Source organism: Streptomyces sp. NPDC048290 (assembly GCF_040652095.1).
Lineage (GTDB): Bacteria > Actinomycetota > Actinomycetes > Streptomycetales > Streptomycetaceae > Streptomyces.
On record NZ_JBEZLM010000015.1, the window covers coordinates 1 to 23,258 of the forward strand.

General features: G+C 69.1%; 6 protein-coding genes and 1 pseudogene. 4 read left to right on the plus strand and 3 right to left on the minus strand.

The features are described 5' to 3' along the window. Positions 1 to 62 precede the first annotated feature (62 nt). Positions 63 to 14,345 carry a hypothetical protein gene (locus AB0D49_RS25085; RefSeq protein WP_362761277.1) on the plus strand — a complete coding sequence of 4,761 codons (14,283 nt, stop codon included), beginning with the start codon at positions 63 to 65 and terminating at the stop codon, positions 14,343 to 14,345. A 230-nt stretch (positions 14,346 to 14,575) separates the two neighbouring features. On the opposite strand, the gene AB0D49_RS25090 is transcribed toward AB0D49_RS25085, so the two are convergent. The 3 genes and pseudogenes from AB0D49_RS25090 to AB0D49_RS25100 form a co-directional block, all read right to left on the minus strand. Beyond that, positions 14,576 to 15,343, minus strand: a complete 768-nt coding sequence (locus AB0D49_RS25090; protein ID WP_362761279.1) for a hypothetical protein — start codon at positions 15,341 to 15,343, stop codon at positions 14,576 to 14,578. 1,750 nt (positions 15,344 to 17,093) lie between these two features. After that, positions 17,094 to 19,034 carry an HtaA domain-containing protein gene (locus tag AB0D49_RS25095; RefSeq protein ID WP_362761281.1) on the minus strand — a complete coding sequence of 647 codons (1,941 nt, stop codon included), beginning with the start codon at positions 19,032 to 19,034 and terminating at the stop codon, positions 17,094 to 17,096. Positions 19,035 to 19,526: 492 nt separating this feature from the next. Beyond that, positions 19,527 to 19,862 (minus strand): annotated as a pseudogene (locus AB0D49_RS25100) (flavin reductase family protein); the annotation flags it as partial. Between the two features lie 68 nt (positions 19,863 to 19,930). Between AB0D49_RS25100 and AB0D49_RS25105 the strand changes: the two are divergent. From AB0D49_RS25105 to AB0D49_RS25115, 3 genes are all read left to right on the plus strand, one after another. Further along, a complete protein-coding gene (locus tag AB0D49_RS25105) occupies positions 19,931 to 20,671 on the plus strand; it encodes a helix-turn-helix domain-containing protein (protein ID WP_362761283.1) in 741 nt (246 codons plus the stop codon). 547 nt (positions 20,672 to 21,218) lie between these two features. Next, the gene (locus AB0D49_RS25110) at positions 21,219 to 22,502 is read left to right on the plus strand and encodes a sensor domain-containing protein (RefSeq protein WP_362761285.1); all 1,284 of its coding nucleotides are present in this window, start codon (positions 21,219 to 21,221) and stop codon (positions 22,500 to 22,502) included. A 53-nt stretch (positions 22,503 to 22,555) separates the two neighbouring features. Beyond that, positions 22,556 to 23,200 (plus strand): response regulator transcription factor, encoded by a 645-nt coding sequence (locus AB0D49_RS25115; protein WP_362761520.1) that lies wholly within the window; start codon positions 22,556 to 22,558, stop codon positions 23,198 to 23,200. Positions 23,201 to 23,258 lie beyond the last annotated feature (58 nt).

Sequence of the window (23,258 nt, forward strand, 5' to 3'; positions counted from 1 at the left end):
TGCGAGGCACGCGCTGGGCAGAACAGGGGGAAGACCGGAGGACGCCGGGACCCCGGCCGTCCGTGCCGTGCCCCGAGCCGCGGGAGGCGCCGAGGCTCAAGGAGCGCAACGAGGCGATTGACGACTTCAACACCACCGAGGTCAAGGCCGCGCATGAGATCCAGGAGCAGATCGCGGAATCCGCCCTGCGCGGCACCAAGCTGACCGACCTGGGCGCCTCGGTCCAGGGCCTGTACTTCGGCAGCGTGGACTCCGACCAGGGCAAGCGGATGCAGGAGCTGAACGTCTTCGCGCGGCTCCCGCAGAGCGAGATCCCGGGGCTCAAGGACGACGGCACGGAGACCCGGGGGAAGGTGTACTACCTGCTGGCGGACACCGACCCGGACACCGGACTGCCCATGGACTCCCGGGGGCAGTTCATCCCCGCCGCGCACATCGTGTACGCCCTGCTGAACAAGAGCGACTGGGACCGCAACAGCTCCCTCGTCTTCCTCAACAGCAATCTGGCGAGCGTCAGTTCTTCCCTCGTGCGCGATGTGCAGGCGGGCTTGCTCCAGGCGGGCGTGAGAAGCCACGCCGTCGCGTCACTGACCGACGTCTGGTTCGTCGGCCGCACGGGCAGCACCGACTCCGGCCACATCGTCGCCCAGTCGGTGATCAACTTCGACCATTCCGGTAACCCCGTACTGTCCAAACTGCTGCGCTGGCAGAGCACCCACACGGCCAATGATCTACAGGTCAGCCACCATCTGACGCTGCCCGAACTGGCGCGCCAGGACAACAGGGAGCCGCTGGAGACCAAGAGCAGCCACGTCGACGACGTACACCCGAATCCGCCTGAGGGCACCGACGCGTACGACGTCATGCGCTTCGGGAACAGCACACCGGCCACCAAGCTCACCGACCTCGGCTCGGACCGGCCGGGTCTGTACTTCGGCGATCTCAACGGCAAGCACGCACGCGACCTCCAGAGCCGCAATGCCTTCCAACGCCTGCCCGCCAACACGGACAACACGTTCCTGCTGATCTCCGACACCGACAAGCAGGGACGCCCGATCGACTCCCAGGGCAACCAGATCACCGCCGAACGCATGGTCAACGCCCTGCTGGACGACAGCGGCTGGGACGGCGTCATGCGGCTCACCCTGCTCAACTGCGGGATCGGCACGCTCAACCGCCCCTTCGTCTTCCGGCTGATGGAGCTGCTGTCCGAGCGCCAGCAGCGGACCGACCTCCAGTACCCGCTCGGCATGCTGTGGCTCGCCGCCAAGAAGGGGACTCTGGACCCGGGCGAGTTCCTGGCCGGCACCCCCAAGTTCTCCATCTCCCAGAGCGGCACCCCCGTGCTCCACGACGTGAACGAGTGGGAGATCGCGAGACGACGGAAGGAGGACGGGTCCTACGAGATCTCCAAGACCCTCGCGACGCTCCCGCCGGGCAACGGCGACGTCCAGGACTCGCAGGGACCCCCGAAGGCCCCGGGCGAGGGCTCCGACGCCCCTTCCCACCTTCCGCCGGTGAGCGACTGGACGACGGTCGAGGACACCTACGACATCGTGCACTTCGGCCCGGAGAGCGAGACCGGTGACAGCGACGAGGAGTCTGTGACCCGGAGCGAGAACGGGGACGGGAACGAGCGCGGGGACGAGCGCGATGACGAGAACGGGGACGACGACGCCGTACCGGCCGACACCACCCCGGCCGGCGTCCTGTCTTCCCTCCAGGACCGCTTCGGCCTGACCCTCGACTCGCAGGCCGGGGTCAGAGCGGTGCAGGAGACCAACCCCCGGCTCTCCCCTGAGGACCGCTCCCAGGTCCGTGACCGGACACTCACCGACCCCGAGATCCAGGGCCTGAACGCCGCGCTGGAGCACTTCGCCCCGCTGCTCGGCGCTCGGCGCCAGACGTCGAACCGGTCCGGCACCGAGCAGGAGGTCACCACGCTCGGCGCGGTGACCACGGGGAACGGCTTCCTCGGCACCCCGGAGACCAGCCAGTACATCGCCTCTCACCGAACCCTCAACCTCTACGCCGACCCCTCCGGCGGGGACGGGACCGGCCCGGACGCCCAGGAGACCGAGGGCGCGACGGTCCGCGCCCTCGCCCACGGCCTGCTGTCGTACGCGCTGCCCGAGTTCACCTCCGCCTTCGGGACCTGGGACGCCGACGGCCGCCCGGTCCTGGGCGAGGGTGTGGAGCCGCCGCACGGTGCGACGACCCCGGAAGCCGACTTCGTGGCGTCCATCCGGTCCTATCTGATGCGGACCGAACAGTTCTTGACCGAGCGGCCCAGGCACGCGGCTGCCATCCGTGAGCTGGCGAGCCGTCACCCCGGTGCCTTCGTACGCGGCAGAAGCGAGTCGGTGCTGCGGGCGGCACCGCGCATCGCCCAGCAACTGGCCTCCGAACTGGACGCCTTCACCGCCCAGGTCGGTACCTTCGACGCCGACGGCGCGCTCAACACGGCCGGTGAGAAGCCGTTCGGCGCGAAGAGCAACGCCAGTGCCGCCGACGACCTGGCCGAGACGGCGAAGCAGTACTTCCTCGCCCCGGACGCGCTGCGGGCGAAGGCACCGCGCCGGGCCGAGTTCTTCGACCGCCTGGTGGCGGACTGGCAGCCGAGCGACCGGTCCGGCAACGGCTCGGACCCGGACGGAGGCGACCGTCCGGACTCCGACCGTGACTCGGACGGGCCGGAGCGGGGAGTGTCCACCGATCCCCCGGGCAGGAACACACCGCCGCGTCCGCACCCGAGCCGGGACACCGGGCGGGACCAGCCGGACCAGCCGGACCAGCAGGACCAGCAGAGCCAGACAGGTCAGCGGAACACCGACGGACCCACCCGGCGGAACACCGACGGACCTACCCGCACGACCGGCACCACCACCGTCACGCCGGCCGACCAGAACGCCCCGTCCGGGACGCAGTCCGAGGAGCAGCCGTTCTCCCTGGTGACCCTGCTCGAAAACGCCGGCGAGGACGAGCAGTTCCTCGACGACCTGCGTACCGCCAACGCGGCGGAGGTGGACGCGGTCGAGGAGGCTCTGCGTACCGGAGCCGGTCAGCTCTATCCCTACCTGTGGTCCCAGGCCCCGGACCATCTGAGGGACGCGATCATCAACCGGCTGACCCTCGTCGGCCTCCATATGACGGGGGACGCCGTCACCCGGCTGGCCGAGCACTACGCCCGGGAGTACGAACTGCTCACGCTCGACGCGGAGGACGGGGCGCCCCTCGTCCTGCGGGCCAGGACTCTGCTGGACGTCTTCCACCCCTCGTACCGGAAGATCACGCCGAAGGACATGGTCCTCCCCAGTACCCAGGGACTCATGCGTCGGCTCCTGACCGACCAGCAGCACATGGAGCACCACCAGCGGGTCATCGAGATCGCCTATCTGCTCCACAAGGCGGCGGAGGACGGTGACGAGGAACTGAGCAGCGCCGTGGAACGGGCGAAGGAGATGGAGAACGGCCGAAGCTCGGCCGGCCCCGATGTCGTCCGGTTCACCGAGATCGACCATCCGTCGCCGAAGGTCACCGTCCTCTCGCTGTTCGGAGACACCGACCTCCATGGATCGCAGCGGCTCGCCCACACCGACACCCGGTCCGTCGTCACGTACTCGGTCGTCAACGACGGGAAGTCCACCCAGTGGCACATCGAGGACGCCACCGACGCGGACTGGCGCGACCAGCACGTCCTGTTCATCGACACCCACGGCGGTCCCCAGCGCTTCATGGCGGCCCTGACCAAGCCGTCGCTGGTCCCCGGCGGTGACAAGCCGGGCCACGCGGTGGTCTCCCCGCAGCACCTCGCCGAACTGCTCCAGCAGGTGCCCGAGGCCACGGCCGCCGCGCAGAAGGCGTTCACGGCGAAGGAGCCGCTGTATGTCGTGCTGATCGCCTGCCGGACGCTGGAGGACACCGACCTGCCCTCCCCGATGACCGCCCTCCAACTGCGCCAATACCTCAATCTCGGGCCCCAGCACACCGAGGAGCAGTCCCCGGACGTCAGGCTGTACGCGACCGCGCGTCCCACTCAGGTCTCGGGCAAGGGAGACGTCGGGGTGCGCGCGGACAAGGGCACCCCCGGTGACCAGCGCTACCAGCATGTCGAGAACCCGTCGAATCAGCGGGCCACGATCTCCGTGGCTCCCGGCTCGTTCAGCGGCGGACTCTCGCTGCGCAACCCCGGTGACGCGATCTTCCGCAAGCAGGTCCAGCCGTCCACCTCGCTGGCCACGGTGCTCGGCGGGAAGAAGGCGGCGTTCCTGGACATGGGCTGGTACGGCAAGGGAGTGCAGGTCCCCCACCCGACCAGCCAGAATCCGTCCGCCAACGTGACCCTCACCATGGCGGAGGTCAAGAACGACCCAGCGGTCCGCGATCTGCTGGAGGACGGCGGGGACACCGTCGTGCTGGCCACCCACCACGCGGGCACCCCGACCATCAAGAACGTCGACGGCGAACTGGTCGCCGACTTCTCCGACACCCCCGCCATGGCCTTCGCCAAGGCGGGCGGCAAGCACGTCAAGGTCGTCGCACCGGTGGGCTGGGTCCAGCCGAAGAGTACGGACGGCGGTGTGGAGGTGAGCGTCAACCAGCTCTCCGACCACCAGGACTGGCTGCCCACCTGGGTCCTCCTTGACCCCGACCAGCCGTCACCCCTGCTGAAGAAGCCCGCTCCGGTGACCTCCGAGACCCACGGACAGGGCACGGAGTCCGACGAGCCCGCGCCGACGCCTCCGCCCCTCGGCTTCCGGAGCGCCGCGGACATCGACGAGGGCGAGAAGAATCCCGCGTACGAGCATGAGCGCGGGGAGGCCCCGGTGTACCCGGTGGGCGTGGGCGCGAAGGCCACGGCGATCGTCATGAGCTTCATGACCTTCCCCGGTCGGCAGGGCAGCACCTCGATGCCCCTGCCCGCCGTCGCGGCCAGCCGCCGGTTGACGGAGCAGCAGGTGCACACGGGTCTGCTGGGCTTCTCCCAGACCTACCAGCAGGCGTACGAGCGGGCCCGCGACGCCTACCGGTCGACGGCGGACACCGACCAGGAGACAACGCGCAACACGGTCGTCACCGTGGCCGCGGACGTCGGACTGGACTCCAGCTACGCGGACGAATGGCTGCGGCGGTTCGCCCAGGAGCCGGATGTGTCGGACAACCTGGATGAGCCGGTCGAGCCCGACCTCCCCACCAACGGGGACGAGACCGATGCGGTCAACGACACGAGCGAGAACGTCGAGCCGACCGACACCGACGTGCGGACCGACGAACCCACCGATCTCCCTCAGCCTTCGCCGGAGCAGCCCCCGACGGACCAGCGCCCGACGACCGAGCCTCTGACGGACCAGAACTCCACGCCCCAGACCCCCACGACATCTCCGGCCGCACCTGCCCCACGCCGGACGGACCCCGACCGGACGAGCGTGTCGCAGGCGCCGGAGGAGCCCACACCGGTACGGAGGCCGCAGCACACGGGTGGACTGGCGGCAGCGCGCCGTGAGCTGGCCGCACTCGCCCGGCAGCAGTTCGGCCTGCCGGACGACACCACCGACTTGGATGCCCTCGCCACCCTGGCCCGCGAGGTCTTCCGCGGCGAAGGACCCGACGACCAGGCCGATCAGGTGACCCGGCTGGTGTGGCTCGGCGAGGCACTGCGCAACCTCCCCTGGAAGCGGAGCCTGGACAACCTGCTCGTCGCACGGCAGCTCTTCGATGTCGTCCGGCAGCAGGAGGGGCGGCGGCGGGCCAACGCCGACGGACTGCGCAACGTCGTCCGTGATGTGCTGGACAAGCGCAAGGGCGACCCGGTGTCCCAGCAGGACCACGCGAACGTGTTCACGTTCACCGCTCTGCTCGCCCGGATCAACGCCCCGGCGAACCTGGCGGGGCTCCGGGCGGTGCACTCGATGTGGCATCTCATGGACCATGAGTTCCCCTCGCTGACCAGCGTCCTGCGCCGGGTGCGGACCGCCGCCCCGGATCTGGCGGAGCTCTCCGACACCGACCTGCCCCTGCTGATCGAGGCGGCGAAGGATGTCGACGCCTACCAGGCCAGGATCGGCGACCTCGTCGCGGCGTTGCGCGCCCGTACCACCGGCAGCCGGAGGGGCTCCACGAACGGCGGCCCCCCACCGCGGTCCCGCCGCACCACGAGCGTGAGCAGCGCCAGCGGTGTGCCGACCGCCACCTGGACGAACAGCGGCAGCAGCGTCTTCACGGGCAACCCCCCGACCCGCGCGAACAGTGGCAGCAGTCTCTTCACGGGAACCGTCCCGACCCGCGCGAACAGCATCAGCAGTGTCTTCACGGGGACCCCCTCGACCCGCGCGAGCAGCGGCACCATGCTGCTGGGCTCGGACGACGGCGACTCCGGGGACACCGGCTCGCGCGGCGGCGTCGATTCCCGGTTCAGCGACCTGTTCGAGGTGATGTCCAGCCTGACCGAACTGGACGAGGACGTCTCATCCAGTCACGACCCGTACGAGACACCGCAGGACGGTCTGTCCGAATCGGAGGACATGGACGGGTCGCGGACCGAGCCGCTGGAGCGGGGCGAGACGAACCAGCAGCACCCGCCGCTCACCCGGGCAGGCGTCAAGCAGGCGGTGGCGATGACCCATGCCATCGAGGGCCACTATGTGCTGAACGAAGCGACGGGCTACTGGGAGCTGAAGGGCTACCACTTCTACAACCCGGACTGGTCCGATCAGATCCAGGTCCAGGAGGACCCCAGATACCCGGACACGATGGAGAATCCCTCGTGGAACGGTGTCTTCCACGCCACGCTGGCCCCCGGGCCGAACGCTCCGTACCGGTTCGTCATGAACAAGCCGGAGCACACGTTCTTCGGTACGTTCATGACCTGGCCGGTGGTGTACAACACGCTGCTCGAACTGGCCGACGACGGAAAGCTGCCGCACGACGGCCCGTTCCGGGTGACGGACCGGTGGGGCAACGGTATCGCCGGTGCCACCAGGAACGGCCGGCTCTGGTACTTCTACCCGTATGTCACGCCGGAGGGCGTCACCACCAGGGACAACCCCTGGATCGCGGCCAAACTGGACGAAGAGGCCAGGCTGAAGGCCGTGGCCGACGCGCTCGCGGCACAGCAGCTGGCCATGACGGACGACAACTTCCCCGTCCTGCCCACGCCGAGCGCCCCGGTCAACCTGGCCAACTCCGGTAGGCAGTCCGCTGCCCCGGTCCGCCCCGACACCCCGGAACCGACCCCGCTCCCCGTGACCTCGGTACCGGCAGACGTCCCCTCGACACCACCGGTATCCCCGACCACACCGCAGGACCTGCCGCAGTCGGAGCCCACCGAGGACACCCCCGACTCCCAGACGACCACCGAACCGCCGGCCCAGCCGGTGCCCGTGACACTCGCCTCGCTCTACGACCTGGTGGACGACTACTGGCGCAACGGGCCCATCCGGGACAAGCAGACCACCCACGACCTCACCACCCGGGTCCGTGACGGCTTCACGAAGCTGACTCTGGGGGGCACCGCCGCAGGCGGCGGCAAGAAGAGCGAACTGGATTTCCAGCGCGGTGTGCTGTTCGACGACGACAGCGCGCTCATCGAGCTGATGGACCAGGCACCCCAGTACGTCGGGAAGGTACCGGCCGACGAGTTGTGGAGCCGGGCCCGGACGCTGCTGGTCGCCGGCTGGACGGTGCTGAAGGACAGCGGCACCGACGTGGACGCCTTCCGTAATCGTGTCGAGCATTTGCGTCTGTCGGTCGGCAAGTCGAGCGACGACGTGACCAGGGCGCTGGATGTCCTGGAGGCCGAGGTGCGTATCGTCCGTGCTCTGAGGGGTCCACAGCCGCCGGAGAGCACCGCCGCGCAGTTCCAGACGGACATCGACACCATCACCCGCAACCTGCCCGCCCTGGTGAAGCGTAAGGTGCTGACCGGCGGCGAAGCCCAGGACCACAGCCTTTCCCTCACTCAGATGGCCAACGCGCTGGCGCAGACCACCGTCGACGAGCCGACCGACGCCCCCTGGCTCAGCCAGGACCAGGCGGACCAGGCGGCCGTGAAACTCGCGAGCGTGCCGAAGCGAATCGAGTGGGACACCTACATTGCCGCGGTGCGGTCGAAGCAGATGAATTTCGGCAACCAGATCGTGGTGCTGAAGGCCGTCCGCACCCTCATCGATCAGCTGACCTTCGAGCGCGATTTGATGTTCCCGCTGCTCCAGTCGTTGCGGCAGGACCCGGAGCAGACAGTCGAGTTCAACAAGCTGCTCAAAGAGCGGGGCATCGTGGTCGAGACGTTCGAAGCCCAGGCCGACAAACTAATGGAGCAGGGCATTGCCTTCCACGGCGGGGTCAACGTGGACGTGCAGGGCGGGATCATCAAGGGGGTGGCCGAAGCCAAATCCCTGATCTCGGTCGCGAGGAGCAATCATGCACTGCTGAGCCCTACGACGATGGCGGGCAACGCCAAGATGAGGGCCACCCTTTTCAACAAATACATGTCCGACGCGACCCTGGTCGCTCGCGAGGGCTTCCGGTACGAGTGGATGCGCCGCAATATCGAGCAGGGGAGGAACTCGCTCGGTGACCAGATCACGGACACGGAGAAGAAGCTGCTCGATCTGGTGGACGCCGCCGCCCGCATGGCTGACAGCACGAGAGCGGGCGCACTCGTGGCCGCCCGGTCCGTGCTCGACGCGCTGGACGTCGATGCGGTCATCGCGGCCGAGAACAGCATGCTGATCTTTCCGGAGCAGGTGTGGCAGCTCCTCGGGAACATCGAACGCCATATCGCCACGGCGAACGGGCCCGACGCGACTGACGAGGCCAAGAGCGTCGAACTGAACCGGCTGGCGACCCTGAGCGCCGAGTACGCCCAGCGCACCTGGGAGGAGTACGAGGTCTCCACGCTGGTGGAGAAGGCCGACCGGGCAACGAAGGCGGAAGCGGCCAGCAGGGCGAAGGAGGCGAGGCTGGCGAAGGAGGCTCGGGCGGCCAAGGGAAAGAACAAGCGCAACAAGGTCAAAATCAGTGAGGCGGAGAATCCGACCGTCGATTCCTATCAGCAGATCAAGTTCACCATGGATATGGAGCTGCACGCGGAGATCCAGCTGCTGTTCGGGATCGAAGCGGTGAAAAACAATCAGATCACCGCGAACGAGCTGAACATGAAGTTCTACACGATTCTCAATCATCTCAAGGAATGGGGCGCCTTCTACAAGGTAGACATCAGCGAGACCGAGCAGAGAATCAAGAACCGCATCTTCGTGTCGAAGATCCCGCTGGCGTCGAATGTCGCGACCGGGGTGAAGATCGCCACAAGCCACGGGGTCACCTGGTCGCAAACTCCTTACGGGATCTACTCCCAATGGCAGGCACTGCATCTGGACAAATGGCTGCGCGGACTGGCCAAGATGGACGACGGAACGTCCCAGGACCTCAGCGAGAGCCTGACCGTGCTGCGCAACACGGTCGCACGGGACGCCTGGAACGGAAAGAATCTCTCGGCCACCAGCATGCACGCCTCCGACTATGTCGGCTCGCCGAGATGGGCGCCCGTGTACGAGGTGGTGGACGGGTGGCCGACGCCTCGGGTCTCGCCCAAGAACCGGGTCGCGGCAGCCCGCGAGCACATCAGCAAGATCCAGTACTGGACCGCGAAGCTGGCGGTGGAGCAGAACGGCGTGCTGAACGCCACGACCGCCATCCAGGGGGCCCAGGCTCTGCTCAGGGCGCTGCCGGTTCTCCTGGCCAACGGTGATCTCGGCCCGGAGGCCAACCTGCTGATCAAGAAGCTGGAACTGGCCGCGGAGCGGGACCAGGGCTATCAGGGACAGCTCACGGCGATGCTTGAACTGATCCGGTCGGAACATGAGGTGATCTCTTTCGTACTCAGCGGCGAGTCGGAGGTGACCACGGAGGCCCTGCTGTTCGAGGAGTACGACACGGTCCTGCTGACCGCGGTCAGCAGGGGCGTGGGTCTGCCTCATCAGAGCAGCTATCTGATGAACGACTACGACGAATCCGCCCAGATCGATCACCTGGAGGACCGGGCCTTCAACGCCCTCGTACTGAACCTGCGTTACATCGAGCTGAAGCTCTCCAACCTCTCGGACGCCCAGCACAAGCTGCTGGAGGACCAGTGGGCCGCTTTCACGGATGTACGGCGCGGTCCCGGGCATCCGCTGCGCGGGTTGAATCTCGATCTGCTGAGCTACAGCAAGGTGCAGCGCCTGAAGTACGCACTGCACCTCGGACTGGACTCGGAATCGGGCACGGGCCACGACTCGGGCCCCGCGACGGACCTGGCCCGCTACTTCTTCAAGTTGGACATACCCATCACCCTCAATCAGGTCACCTTCGATCCGGCCCCCACCCATCTCGTCACCACCGATCCGGACCCCGGCCATTTCGACGCCGCCAACGTGCTGGAACGGGGCGTGACGGACCCTGAGACTTCCCGGCGGACGGAGGCCGGCCAGAACTCCGGCGTCGGTGATGTCCGGGCCCGGACCCAGCAGCCCCGCTCCCTCGACGCCGATCTGCGGGCACTGGGCGACCAGGTCGAGACCGTGATGACGCTCACCGACACCCCGGAGGGGCCAGACGAGTCGCCCCGGCTCACCGAGGACGGCGTCGAAGCCGGTGAGGCCGTGTTCCACATGATCCGCGGTCACTACCGCTTCGACCCGGCGACGGCGACCTACGAGCTGAAGGGCTACCACATCGTCGACCCGGGAAGGGCCGACGAGATCGTCGTGAATCCGGACCCGCAGTACGAGTACAGCCAGGAGAACCCCACCTGGAACGGGGTCTTTCCGGCGCGTCTGGCTCCGGGTCCGAAGGCGCGGCACCCGTTCGTGTGGACCAAGCCGCTGCACACCTTCTTCGGCCCCGGCATGACCTGGAAGGTGGTGTCCGCCTCCCTGCGCCAGATGGCCCGCGAAGGGAAGATCCCGGCCGACGGCACCTTCCGGGCGACGGACCGATGGGGGAACGGGATCGGCGGTGTCACCAAGAACGGCAAGCTGCTCTACTTCTACCCGTTGATGACGAAACCGGGCGTCCAGACCAGGCAGAACCCCTGGATCAAGGCGCAGCAGGACCACGCAGCCGAGATGAGGGTCGCCAGGGAGGCAGAGGCGGCCCTGCGACTGCTCGTGAACGAGCAGAACTTCCCGTCCCTGTCCAGCACCACCCCCACGACCGGCCGCCCCGTACAGACCAGTGTGCCGATCCGCGGGCAGTCCCGGCCACCGGCCGACACGCAGCAGCCCGTCCAGCCCGCCCAGAACACCCAGAACACCGACACGACGGCGACCAGCAAGAACACCGACAGCACCGAGGACGTCCAGGAGTCCCGCACCGTCCCGCGACGACCGGCCCCGGCCCAGCGGCTCATATCGCAACCGACGACGCTCACCGACCTGTACGACCTGACGGACCAGTTCTGGAAGGAGCACCAGGACCGGGACCAGAAGGCCACCAGGAAGGTGCTCAAGGACATCAAGAAGGGCTTCGCCGTCCTCTGGCTGAACCCGGCCTCCGACACCGGCACGGACCCCGAGGCCGAGTACCACCGAGGCCGGCTCTTCGACGACGACAAGGCGCTGTTCCAGTCGATGACAGCGGCACGGAAGTACGACGGGCTGATACCGCAGCCCTACCGGCAGACCCGCGCCATGGCGCTGCTCACCTCCGGATGGGAGGTGCTCCAGCACACCACGGACTTCGCAGCCGCCGAACAGCGGATCAACCAGCTCACGGACTCTCTGGACGGCGCGCCCGACAAGATCATCAAGGCTGTCGAGGTGCTCAAGGCACAGCTCCGGATCGCCCAGGCCAAGCAGGGCGCCCAGCCCGATTCCTACACCGCGCAGGACTTCCGCCATGACGTCGGCACCCTCGCCCGGAACCTCCCGGAACTGGTGGGCAAGGGGCTGCTGAGCAAGGCCGACGCCGAGGCCATGGCGGCCACCGTCGGCGAGATCGCCACCGGGCTGGCCAGCCCGCGCGATCCCGCGGACCCCACCGTCCCGTTCCTGACCCCGCGCCAGGCGGACCTGGCGATCGTCCGGCTCATGGCCGTGAACACGCGGATCGAGTGGAACCAGTTCCTCGCCAAGGGCGGCTCCGACGTGCCCACGGACTGGAAGTCCGCCGCCGCGATGCTGGACGCCGTACTGAACCAGTCGATGTTCGAACGTGACATGACTCTGGGGCTGTTGCGGGCATATCTCGCGGATCTGGACATGCCCGATGCCTCGACCGACGGTCAGCCGGCTCCGCACATCCTGGACAGGTTCGACTCCCTGCCTGAGGTCGCCCTGCTGCGCGAAGAGCTGAGCACCGCCATCGCCTCCTACGAAGCAAAAATGGACCAGTTCAGGAAGTACATGGGTGCGGTGGTCCAGAAGGCGAACTCGGTGACCGAGGAGTTCACGGAGCTGCGCAAGCGGTACCAGCGGGCCTTCAACACGGTCACCACCTTGAAGGCAGCCCTGAACGCGCTGGACAAGGAGCAGCACGGGAATCCGAAGACTCGGCAGCGCCGGCTCCGGCAGCTTGTCGTCGATTCCTTCGCCGTGCACCCTGAAGCGATGCGGTACAAGAAGGTCCAGGTGGAGATCGAGGAGAACAAGAAGCTCTTCGCCGGAGATTTCTCCGAGAACGAGACACAGCTCCTCGCCCTGCTGGACGCCCTCTCCCAGATGGCCGACGCCACTCCCCCGGAGAAACTGGCCAAGGCGAACACGGTGCTCGACCTCATCTCCGCCGACCTGCTGATGACCGCCGTCGAGGAGGGCAGCATCATGCACGGCCACGACTGGCGGATGCTGGCGACCATCGAGCGCTTCATCACCTCCGCCTTCGGCCCCGGCACCACCAAGGCAGGCAAGGACGCGGCGAAGGCCCGGTTGGCACAGGTGCAGGCCGACCTCGCCGAGGCCATGTGGCAGAAGCACCTCGCCGACGAGCAGCGCAAGGCCGAGACGGAGAAGGGCGGATCGCGGCAGCACCAGCCACCGCTGACCCGGCAGCAGCGGGAGAACCTGGCGATCAGTGCCCGGAACAACCTGGAGATCCAGGCCGAGGCCCAGCTCCTTCTCGGCCCCGACCTGGTGAAGCAGAACCGGATCACCGAGGACGAGTTGAAGGCGAGATTCGAGCGGATTCTCAAGGATCTCGGCAAGGAGACCGCTCTGTCGCCACAGCTCATGAGAAACGCGCGCTCCAGGATCGGACGGCGTGCCGAGCTGTCGCGCCTCGCCCTGGGAGTGAACGACGCCGCGACGGATCTCAAGCTGCTCGACGAGAGCGGATTTGACTGGGCCGGGACCCACCTCAACGGCCTCGACTTCTGGCAGCCATTCCACTTCGACCGGTGGGTGCGGGAGGCGGCCGAGCGGCACGCGGGCAACCAGCGGCTGGCGGCGCGCTTCAACGAACTCCGTACGCGGGCGTCGACCCGGCTGTGGTCGTCCGGCTACGAGCAGTCCACGAGCAGCATGGCGGCCTCCTACAACCCCGCCGCGCCCCAGCGGTGGAACTCCTTCCACCAAAAACTCCAGGGCTGGCCGACCGACCGGCTGCTGGGCGCCAAGCGGGTCACCCAGCACCAGACCATGGTCCGGGAGGTCCATGACTGGATCGGCAAGCTGGCAGTCCATGAGAACGGCGCGATCGACGCGACCCATATGATCGCGGCGGCGCACTCCCTGCTCAAGGCACTGCCGACACTGATGTACTCCGGCAGCAGCGAGTCCCAGATCGAACTGCTCGTGTCGAAGCTGGAGCAGGCCAAGCACCAGCCGAGCGGCCACCAGGACCGGCTGATCGCGGTGCTGAACCTGATCCAGCAGGAACGGCGCCTCATCCGTTTGGTCATGAACGGGACACCACCCGACAGCCCCGAGGCGGTCGAGATCTTCGAGGAGCACCGGACCGCCCTGCTCAACCTCCGGCGGAACCGCACCGACCTCGACACCCGTGACACCTACCTCGACATGGGGATCACCGACCCCGCGGACCGCGACACCCTGCCGGACCACGCCAAGCTCGCCGCCCAGCTGCCCTACCGCTACATGGAGCTGTCGCGCCAGCTCGTCGACGACACCGAGCACATCGGCCTCACCATGCAGTGGAGGAAGTTCTCCAACACCGCGAACCTGCCCACGGATCACCAGCTCCACGGGGTCGACTTCACCACGTTCACCCCGGAAGAGCAGATGCGAGTCCAGTACGCGCTGTTCCTCGCCCGGTACCCCAAGAATCCCGACGGCACCCATGACATCGACGACGCGGTCGACCTCGCCCACTACTACGCCTTCGGTCCACTGTCCCCCTTGACCTCGTGAACTGACCCGCACCCGAACGCCGCAGCCGTCGTCCTGAGACGGTGATGGCATGACTACTCGCCTCGAAGAGGGGCGGACGGTACGCCGGGTACAGGGTCGCGAGTCCAGCCGTGGGCGTACATGGTCTCGCTCTCCCAGTCCTCGAACAGCCGGGGCAGCACCTTCGGGTCCTGCTCCGGGTCCCGGTGTGTGGGTGGCCGGTTCTGAGTCCGCCGGCGGCCAGTGAGTGGTCACGCTGCGTCGTCATGCTCCTGCCGGAGGCTGGTTCTGAGCCAGTACGAGCGGGCGGCCAGCACCAGGGCGACGCCGTACACGGCGAAGGCGACCATGCCGATCCAGGCGACCGTCAAGGCATCGCCGGACGAGGGGAAGTCTCCACGCCGCATCGTCACGACGCCGACCGTGGCCAAGGAGCAGTAGCCGATACCGAGCACCCCGTACGGGGCCAGGGTGGCGGCACCGAGCACCGCCGGGACCAACAGCAGCCAGCGCGGTACGCGTCGGCCGGACAGCCCCGGCGTCCAGCGGGGGAAGACCCGGCCCCAGGGCCGGACCAGGCCCCACAGCAGGAAGACCCCGAGGGCGGCCAGCAGCACGGTGGCGTCCAGGCCCCAGGACTCCAGGGTGAGCCAGATTCCCGACGCACCATTGCGTTCGGAGATCTCGCGCATGTCCGCGCCGCTGGTGTGGGCGAATGTGCCGCCCAACGCCCAGGTGAGCTTCATCCCCGCGTAGGGGAAGAAGGCCACTGTCCCGGCCCAGGCGGCGAACTGAACCGGCCGTGGGACCGCGGACGGGGGCTGCGGGGCGGACGCGACGCGAGGATGACGCAAGGTACGAGCGGTGGCGGCGAGCAGGACCGCACCCACCGCTGCCAGCACGTGGTTCGCCGCGGCCACGGGGCCGTCCACCCCCTGACCGAAGGCCAGCGTGATGATGTCCATCAGCAGGCCGAAGGCGGCGATCCCGGCGAGCCCACAGACCGTCCACAGCAACACCCGTACAGCAGGCCGCGGTCCGCACCACGCTGCGGCGCCACAGACCGACGCCGCCAACGCCCCCACAACGGTGACCGCCCACCCCAGCGCCACCGGCCCGGGAGTGTCACCCATCTGGAACAGTGACGCACCGCTGAGCGTGCAGACCAGGCCGAAGCAGGAGTACACCGTCGCCCAGGCGGCCGTCCAGCCGATGGCCGACCGCCGCCGCGACGCCCACACGCGCCCAGAGGTACCGGTGGTATTCGCCATACACAGAACCTGCCACCTGGGCCCGCGCAACGGCATCAACTGCCAGGACGATCCGGATACCTCTACGGAGGGAGCGACCAGTGCGACCTCGGTCTGGCTCACGCAGCGTGACATCCCGACCGGCCGTACATGGGACCCTCGATCCGGCCGCTGTCACCGGTGGCACCGGATGAACGCGTGGGCGACCGGGCTGTGCGCGTCGCAGGCCGCGCAGAGTTCCCTCCAGACACCGGTGACCCACGGGCGGTGCCGGTGGAGCACGAGACCGGCTCCGCGCATGACGAGGGGGGCGGGCGGAGGCGATGATGGCTTGGGGCAGAGCATGGTCTTGAGAGTGAAGAGGAGCGTGGGGGCGTGAGGGCGGATGGCGCCGACGTGTGGCACGAGCGGCTGGGATGGGCGTTCGGGCTGACAGCAAGCGATCCGGCTGAGCGGGCCGCGGCGCTCACCCGCCTGGCTGATGCCGAGAGGAATGCCCAGGACGCTCTGGATCGGTTCAACAACGCATGGCGTCGAGGCTTTCCATTGGGACGGCAGGCGGCGCACAGAAACTACCAGGAGGCACTGAGGTACTCACTGCCCAGTGGGTTGTGGGACCGCCCAGCCGGTCCCGACATCAGCACGTGGCCTGGTCTCCCCTACGCACTGTGCTTCCTGGAGTGGGAGGCGAGATATCCGCAGGAGTGGACACGGTACGCCAAATCGTGGGGCACGAAGGAGCGCCTCATCCGGGACCTGGCGACCGCTCGCCACGATGAAGCAGTCACACACCAGCTTGTCGACCTGATCGAGACCGTCGTACAGCGGCCCTACCGCTGCAAGGACCGCGAGTACGTGCGCGTGGCTCGGGCCGTGGACAGTGAAGACCTGCGCGGCAGACTCGTAAGAGCCGCCCGTTCGGATAACCCATGGGCACAGCGCCACGCCAGCTACGTTCTCTGGCTCCTGGACCGTCCCGAGGTGCCCTCTACGCGTCACGTCTGGCGGACCTGGCTCGCCACGGCACCCCAGCCAGCACTGCCCGGCGTCGTCCCTGGGCGGAACGACGGCCAGTGACAAGCAGCTCGACCCGATGGTGACAACAACGCTGCCTCTTCTGCACGAACCCGCAGTTCGACAACCCGTCCCCGTGACATCAATCGCGCGCCCAGGCACACGAACGCAATGGACTACGCGGCGTCAGCCGCCTTGGAGGAATCGCACCCACCAGGAGCCGGAGTCGTCCACCACGCGGTGGGCGGCGCACGGGCAGTCAGATGTCCTGCCCCCCGTTCCATGGTGGTACGGCCTTCCTTGGACGGCCGCGGGGACGGGCGTCCTCCGGAGACCTGACAGTCTGGTCAGAGGATGCCGCCAGAGGAGCACGGTCCGCCGGGGTCGACAAGAGGCCCGCGCCCCAGTGCACCTGGGGACCATTGGTACGCCCAGCGCACAGCCGGTGAGCGGGCGGATGGAGCGCCTGCGCTGACCGGCTGTCCGGGTGACGGGCTGTGCGGGATCAGCGTACGTCGACCCAGTCGCTGGAGCTGGTGACGCCCAGCCGCGACGAGGTGGCCTTGAACTCGGCCTTCCAGGTGCCGTCCTTCCGGGCGGTGAAGCCCTTGGAGAACACGCCACGGCTGTTGGTGCGCACGGTGGACTGCTTGGTCCAGCTACGGGCGCCGTCCGCCTTGAACAGGATGTCCACGGATGCGTTCGGGGTGTTCTTCCAGGTGCCGTCCAGGCTGCGCAGCGTACCCGTCACCGTGAGGGTGCGACCCTTGCGGACCGGCTCGGGGCTCGCGTTGAAGCCGGAGACGGCGGTGCGCAGCTTGACGTCCACGTGGTCGCTGGAGCTGGTGGCGGCGGCGCGGTCGGCGGTCCCGGCGTAGCGGGCGCGCCAGAGGCCGTCCTTGGTGGCGGTGACCGACGCCGAGATGGCTCCCGTGCTGCTGGTGGTGGTCGTGGCCGCGCGGCTCCAGGTGCGGCTGCCGGCGGGCTGGGTCTCGATCACCACGGTGGTTCGGGGCAGCGGGCGCCAGGTGTTGTCCGTCGCGCCGACGGTCTGGAGGGTGCCGGTCACCGTCAGCTTGCCGCCCTTGCCGACCGGTTCGGGACCGGCGTTGAGGGAGATGATCCGGGTGGGGACCGCGGTGACGGTGAGTGTCGCGGCGGAGGTGGCGGTCTCACCGGCGGCGTTGACGAACACGGCGCGGTAGCGGTGGGTGCTGAGCGCGGCGGTGGCCTTCACCGAGAGGGTGGGGGAGGTGGCACCGGCGACGGTCTTCCAGGTGGTGCCCCGGTCGGTGCTGCGCTCCCAGCGGACCGAGTCGGAGCCGGTGGCCGCGGCGGTGAAGACGGCGTTGGCGCCCGAGCGGACGGTGGCGGACTGGGGCTGGGTGGTCACCGCGGCGGGGGTGCCGAACCGGAGCGGCTGGGCCACGTCCTGGGCGCGCGAGGACATCCAGGTGCGGTCGGCGCCGTCGTACGAGTTGAAGGTGGCGACGAAGCACGCGGTGACGCGGCAGTCCACGGGGGGCGGAGGAGTCGCACCGGCCGCGGTGAACTTCTCGGTGAGCTTCAGGGTCGAGGTGAAGGTGCCGTCGGCGCCGACCTGGCGGATGTAGACGGCGTTGCCGTAGACACTGGGGTAGGTGTCGCCGGGCAGGGCGACGGTCTGCGCGAGGTACACCCCGCGGCCGGGCCGGTAGCCCTTGCCCGTGACCGTGACCTCGGTCTCCGCGCCCAGGCCCTTCACCTGGCTGACCGTCAGGGTCGGGAGGCTGACCTTGCCGGTGACCGCGAGGGTCTCCAGCGCGGAGCCGGCCGGGTACATGGGTCGGCCCTGGTGGGCGAAGATCCGCGAGCCTGCTTCGCTGAGCGTGGCCGTGATGCCGGTCCAGTCGATCGTGTCGCCGTTCAGGGCGTCGGCGGCGGCCGTCAGTTCGGCGAGGGGCACGTCGGCGGTGGTGACGGGGGCCTGACCGGGCACGAGGTCGGTGGTGACGTTCATGTAGAGCGTGCCCGTGCCGTCCTTGAGGACAACCCGGGGGCTGGCGAGGGTGATCGCGGTGATGCCATGGGCGGGCACCGCGTAGGTCACCGAGCCGCCGAAGCGTACGTCGGCGTCGCGCCCGGCGGGGTCCACCGAGCCGTGCTTGACGGGGTAGCCGATCAGACCGCCGGAGCCCTGGGTCGCACCGTCGGCGACGCTGATCGAGCCTCGCATCCCCAGGACGTAGTTGACCCAGGAGGTCTTGAAGGCCCAGGCGGACTGTCCGGTGAGCAGGATGGGAGCGGACGCGGACGCGCTCCCTTCCTGTGCCGCTTGCGCGACGGCGGGTGCGGCGACGACAGCGCCCGGGGCGGCGGAGGCGGGAACGGCGAGGCCACCGGCGCCCACCGACACGACGGTCAGTGCGGCGAGGGCGGCCAGACGGCCACTGCGGGGCATGGACATGCGCTGCACGTCTCCTTCGGGGAGGGAGCACGGCACGCCGATGGGCGCGGCCGTGCCCTGGTTCTCGGACACAGACAAGGGGGGAGGACCGGCTTCTCGGAGTGGGGACCCGAAGTCGACTGCCGTGATCTTAGGTTAGCCTTACCTAAATGTCACTACGGATGCTGGACGGTCCTTCGCGGGCCCTTCCGCGCCGCCCCGCCATACGGATTCGATGCCGCCGACCAACCCGTGTCCGGCGGTACGGGTCGGTTCCCCGGCATCTCGCAACCCGGGACGGACAAGAGGTTCCATGACGACGAGGGTTGTGGTGACCGGGGGCAGCCGGAGGACCGGCGCCGCGGTCGCACCGCGACTCGCCCGGGACGGCGACCAACAGGTCGTCGTCGCTGAGCGCAGGCGGGCCGCAGCCCTTGGAGGACGGCCGGTACGGGCACCCCCCCCCAGGACCCAGCGGGCACAGGCATGCGCCCAGGAAGGTTTCACGGACTCTCACCTGGTCCAGTCGGGCCTGGACGCCTTCATGGCCGACATCGAGACTCCCCCGCACGGGCGGAGGCCCCGCGAAGTCTGGGAGCGGGAGCTGTGCCCGAGTTCGGGCCCAAGGCCGAAGTAGTGGCGGAAGTTGTAGACCAGCGGGCTCCAGGCAGCGGGGTCGACATACTGCGTGCCCGGTACGACGAGGCCCGCCGCCGCGTGCACCCTGAGGACACTCGCCTCCACAATCAGGAACTCCCCCGCGGTGTCATGCCGGACCGCCGCCGCACGTGCCTCCAACTGGAGCGGGCACTCCCCGACCCTCGGCGGCACGATCAGTGAGCTTGATTCCATGGCCAGAACCGTAGGTCGGCACTACTTCGGTGGGCGCCGAAGCGTTCCGGCGGGACAATCCGAGGATGGACACCCGAGAATCCGGGCGTGATCTCGCCGCCGTCGCCTCACTGCTCGCCGATGCCACCCGGGCCGCGTTCTGCCTGGCCCTGCTCGACGGACGGCCTTGGAGCGCCGGGGAGCTGGCCCGACACACCGGTGTCGCGGCGTCGACCGCCACCGGGCATCTCCATCAGCTCGTGGCGTCGGGTCTAGTGATCGAGGAACGCCGGGGCCGCCACCGGTACGTGGCGCTGGCGGGCCCGGAGGTCGCGGAGCTGATCGAGTCGCTGGCCGCGCTCGCACCGCCGGCCTCCCGGGTCCCGCCGCGTTCACTGACCGCGGCCCGGACGACCCGGGCCCTCGCGCTGGGCCGTACCTGCTACGACCATCTGGCGGGCGCCCTCGGGGTCCGCGTCACCGACGCGCTGACCGGCCGCGGGTTCCTCGACGACCGGGGCGGACTGGCACTGACCCCCGAGGGCGGGGCGTTCCTCTCCGGGCTGGGCATCACCCTCCCGGCCACCCGCAGACCGGCGGTGCGCTCCTGCCTGGACCTCACCGAGCGCCGCCCCCATCTCGCGGGCGCGGTGGGCGCGGCACTGTGCCGTCACGCCTTCGACGACGGCTGGGTCGTCCGGACCGGCCCGACCCGGGCCGTCGCCGTCACCGAGAAGGGACGCCGGGAGCTGTACCGGCACTTCGGCATCGAAGCAGGGGCCGCGCGGGCGACGGTCCCGCCGCTCCGGTCCTGCGACTCCGCCTGAGCGACCGCTCGCCGCTGTGGCGGCGGACGGCTCAAAACAGGATGGGGCTGTGCGTCCGTCAGCGCACCCGACATCGCCGGATCACATTCGCATTCGAAGATAAAGCAACGGGAGAGCACGGCCCCTGAGGGCGACGACCGGGTCCTCGCTCCCGGCCTTGTCGTCTCCCCCAAGCCCTACCACCGGCCGATGTTCAGGCTATGCAGCAGGACATCAAGGTGCGCGGCGGACAGGTCGCGTCGGGTCCCCTCACCTAATCCCTCGCCCAAGTGCACCTGCCAGCGCAGATCGTCCATGCGCTCCACCAGCGCGGCGATGACACACCCGACGCACCGCGCACCGCCCAGTGATGTGGCACACCGTGAGGGCGGCGTTTGCAGTCGCGGCTGGGACGGCAGCGGACCACTGGGCGCCTCCCTCGACGGGGCTGCGCGCAGGACATTAGCGTGGACGCATGACCGATACGCTCTCCTCATCGGCCCCTTCGGCCCCGGACCGCTGGTACCAGGGAACGAGGGGCCTTTCCCGCACAGGGCGTGACACGTTGATGTGGTCGCTCTACCTGCTCACCGCGCCGGTGATCGCCGTGGCCGGGCTGGTGTCCGTGCTCGGAGGCGTGTTCGTCGCGGCGGTCGCTCTGCTGTTGCCCGGCGGTTCGCCGGCCGTGGCTCGGGCCCTGGCACCGGCCAGGTGGTTCGCCGACCTGGAGCGGTGGCGCATCGCCCGGGTGCGTCTCGCGATCACCGGAGCCGGGGCGCCCGTCGACCGTCTGCCAGGGCCGAAGGGAAGCCCGACGGGAAGGGCGATGGGAAGGGCTGAGGCGTCCGGCCCGGGGCCGTGGCTGGACGCGGCGCACGCGGTCCTGGTGGTGCCCGTCGTCCTGGTGACCTCGGCGGTGACCGCGCTGTGGTGGTTCGTCGGCATCGGCAGCGTCACATGTTCCCTGCGCTACCAGTACGCACCGGCTGAGCCGCTGCGCCCGCTCTCCCTGAACCTGGGCGACGCCCAGTCGCACGTCACGGTGAGCCTCGGGCTCTCGTCACCGATCGAGCGGGTCGTCTTCGGGACGCTGCTCGGTCTGCTGACGCTGTTCACGCTGCCACTGGTGACCCGGGTGTGCGCCGCCGCCCAGAGCGGGCTGGGGCAGGCGCTGCTCAGTGACACGTCCGCGCTGCACCGCAGGATCAGCGGACTGGAGCAGGAGCGGGACACGGCTCGCGCGCAGACGGCCGCGGCGGTCGCGGCCGAGGCCACCGCGCTGCGTCGGCTCGAACGCGATATCCATGACGGGCCCCAGCAGCGCCTGATCCGTCTGGCGGTGGAGCTGGGCCGTGTCCGACACCACTTCGACAGACGGCCGGAGACAGCGCGGGAGGCCCTGGCGGACGCGATCGTCCAGGCCCAGGAGGCACTGGACGAGCTGCGGGCGCTCTCCCGTGGCATCGCCCCGCCGATCCTCGTCGACCGCGGCCTGCACGCGGCGCTCGCCGCCCTCGCCGCGCGTTCCACCATCCTCACGGAACTCGACGCCGTAGCCCTGGACCACCGGCCCAAGGACGCCGTCGAGACGGCCGCGTACTTCGTGGCCGCGGAAGCGCTGACCAATGTGGCCAAGCACAGTGGCGCGCAGCGGTGTGTGATCGGGCTGCGCCACGATGCGGGCGTGCTGAGGGTATGGGTCACGGACGACGGAGTGGGCGGCGCGGCGCTGGACAAGGGGCACGGCCTTCGAGGGCTGGAGGACCGGCTGCTCGCTCTGGGCGGCAGGTCGCGGATCAGCAGCCCGCCCGGTGGCCCGACGACGATCACCGGAGAACTGCCGTGCTGCTGACCCCGTACGAGACGGCACCCGGAGCGTCACCCGATGTCCCGGCCCGGGGTGCGCTGCGGATCGTCGTGGCCGATGACTCGGTGCTGCTGCGCGAGGGCCTGGTGCGTCTGCTCGTCGAGGACGGCCACCGGGTGGTGGCCGCGGTCGGCGACGGTCCCGCCCTGGTGGCGGCGGTGCTCGACCACCGTCCGGATGTGTCGATCGTCGACATCCGGATGCCTCCGACCCACACGGACGAGGGTCTGCGCGCGGCGATCGCCGCGCGGGGGCACCTGCCTGGCACTCCGGTGCTGATGCTGAGCCAGTATGTGGAGCCTTCCTACGCGGACGATCTGCTGGCGGACGGCTCCGGCGCGGTCGGCTATCTCCTCAAGGACCGCATCGCCCGCGTCGAGGAGTTCCTGGACGCCCTGGACCGGGTCGCGCGCGGCGGGACGGTGCTCGATCCCCAGGTGATCGCCCAGTTGCTGACCGGGCGGCGTCAGGACAGTGCCCTCGGGTCACTGACCGCGCGAGAACGGCAGATCCTGGCGCTGATGGCCGAAGGCCACTCCAACACGGCCATCATGCAGCGGCTCGTGGTCACCGCCAGCACGGTGGAGAAGCACATCGGGACCATCTTCGCCAAGCTCGGGCTGCCGCCGGACGACGCCCGGCACCGCCGGGTACTGGCCGTCCTGACATATCTCAGGGGCTGACGGCGCCCAGGGGCGGCCGGCGCGAACTCCCGTCCCCGGCGGGGGCTCGCCCCAGGGA

What these genes read in the sequence shown, in the direction of transcription:
- AB0D49_RS25105 (WP_362761283.1), top strand. Translation starts at nt 19,931, where the DNA reads ATGGACACCCGAGAATCCGGGCGTGATCTCGCCGCCGTCGCCTCACTG.
- AB0D49_RS25110 (WP_362761285.1), top strand. Translation starts at nt 21,219, where the DNA reads ATGTGGTCGCTCTACCTGCTCACCGCGCCGGTGATCGCCGTGGCCGGG.
- AB0D49_RS25095 (WP_362761281.1), bottom strand. Translation starts at nt 19,034, where the DNA reads ATGTCCATGCCCCGCAGTGGCCGTCTGGCCGCCCTCGCCGCACTGACC.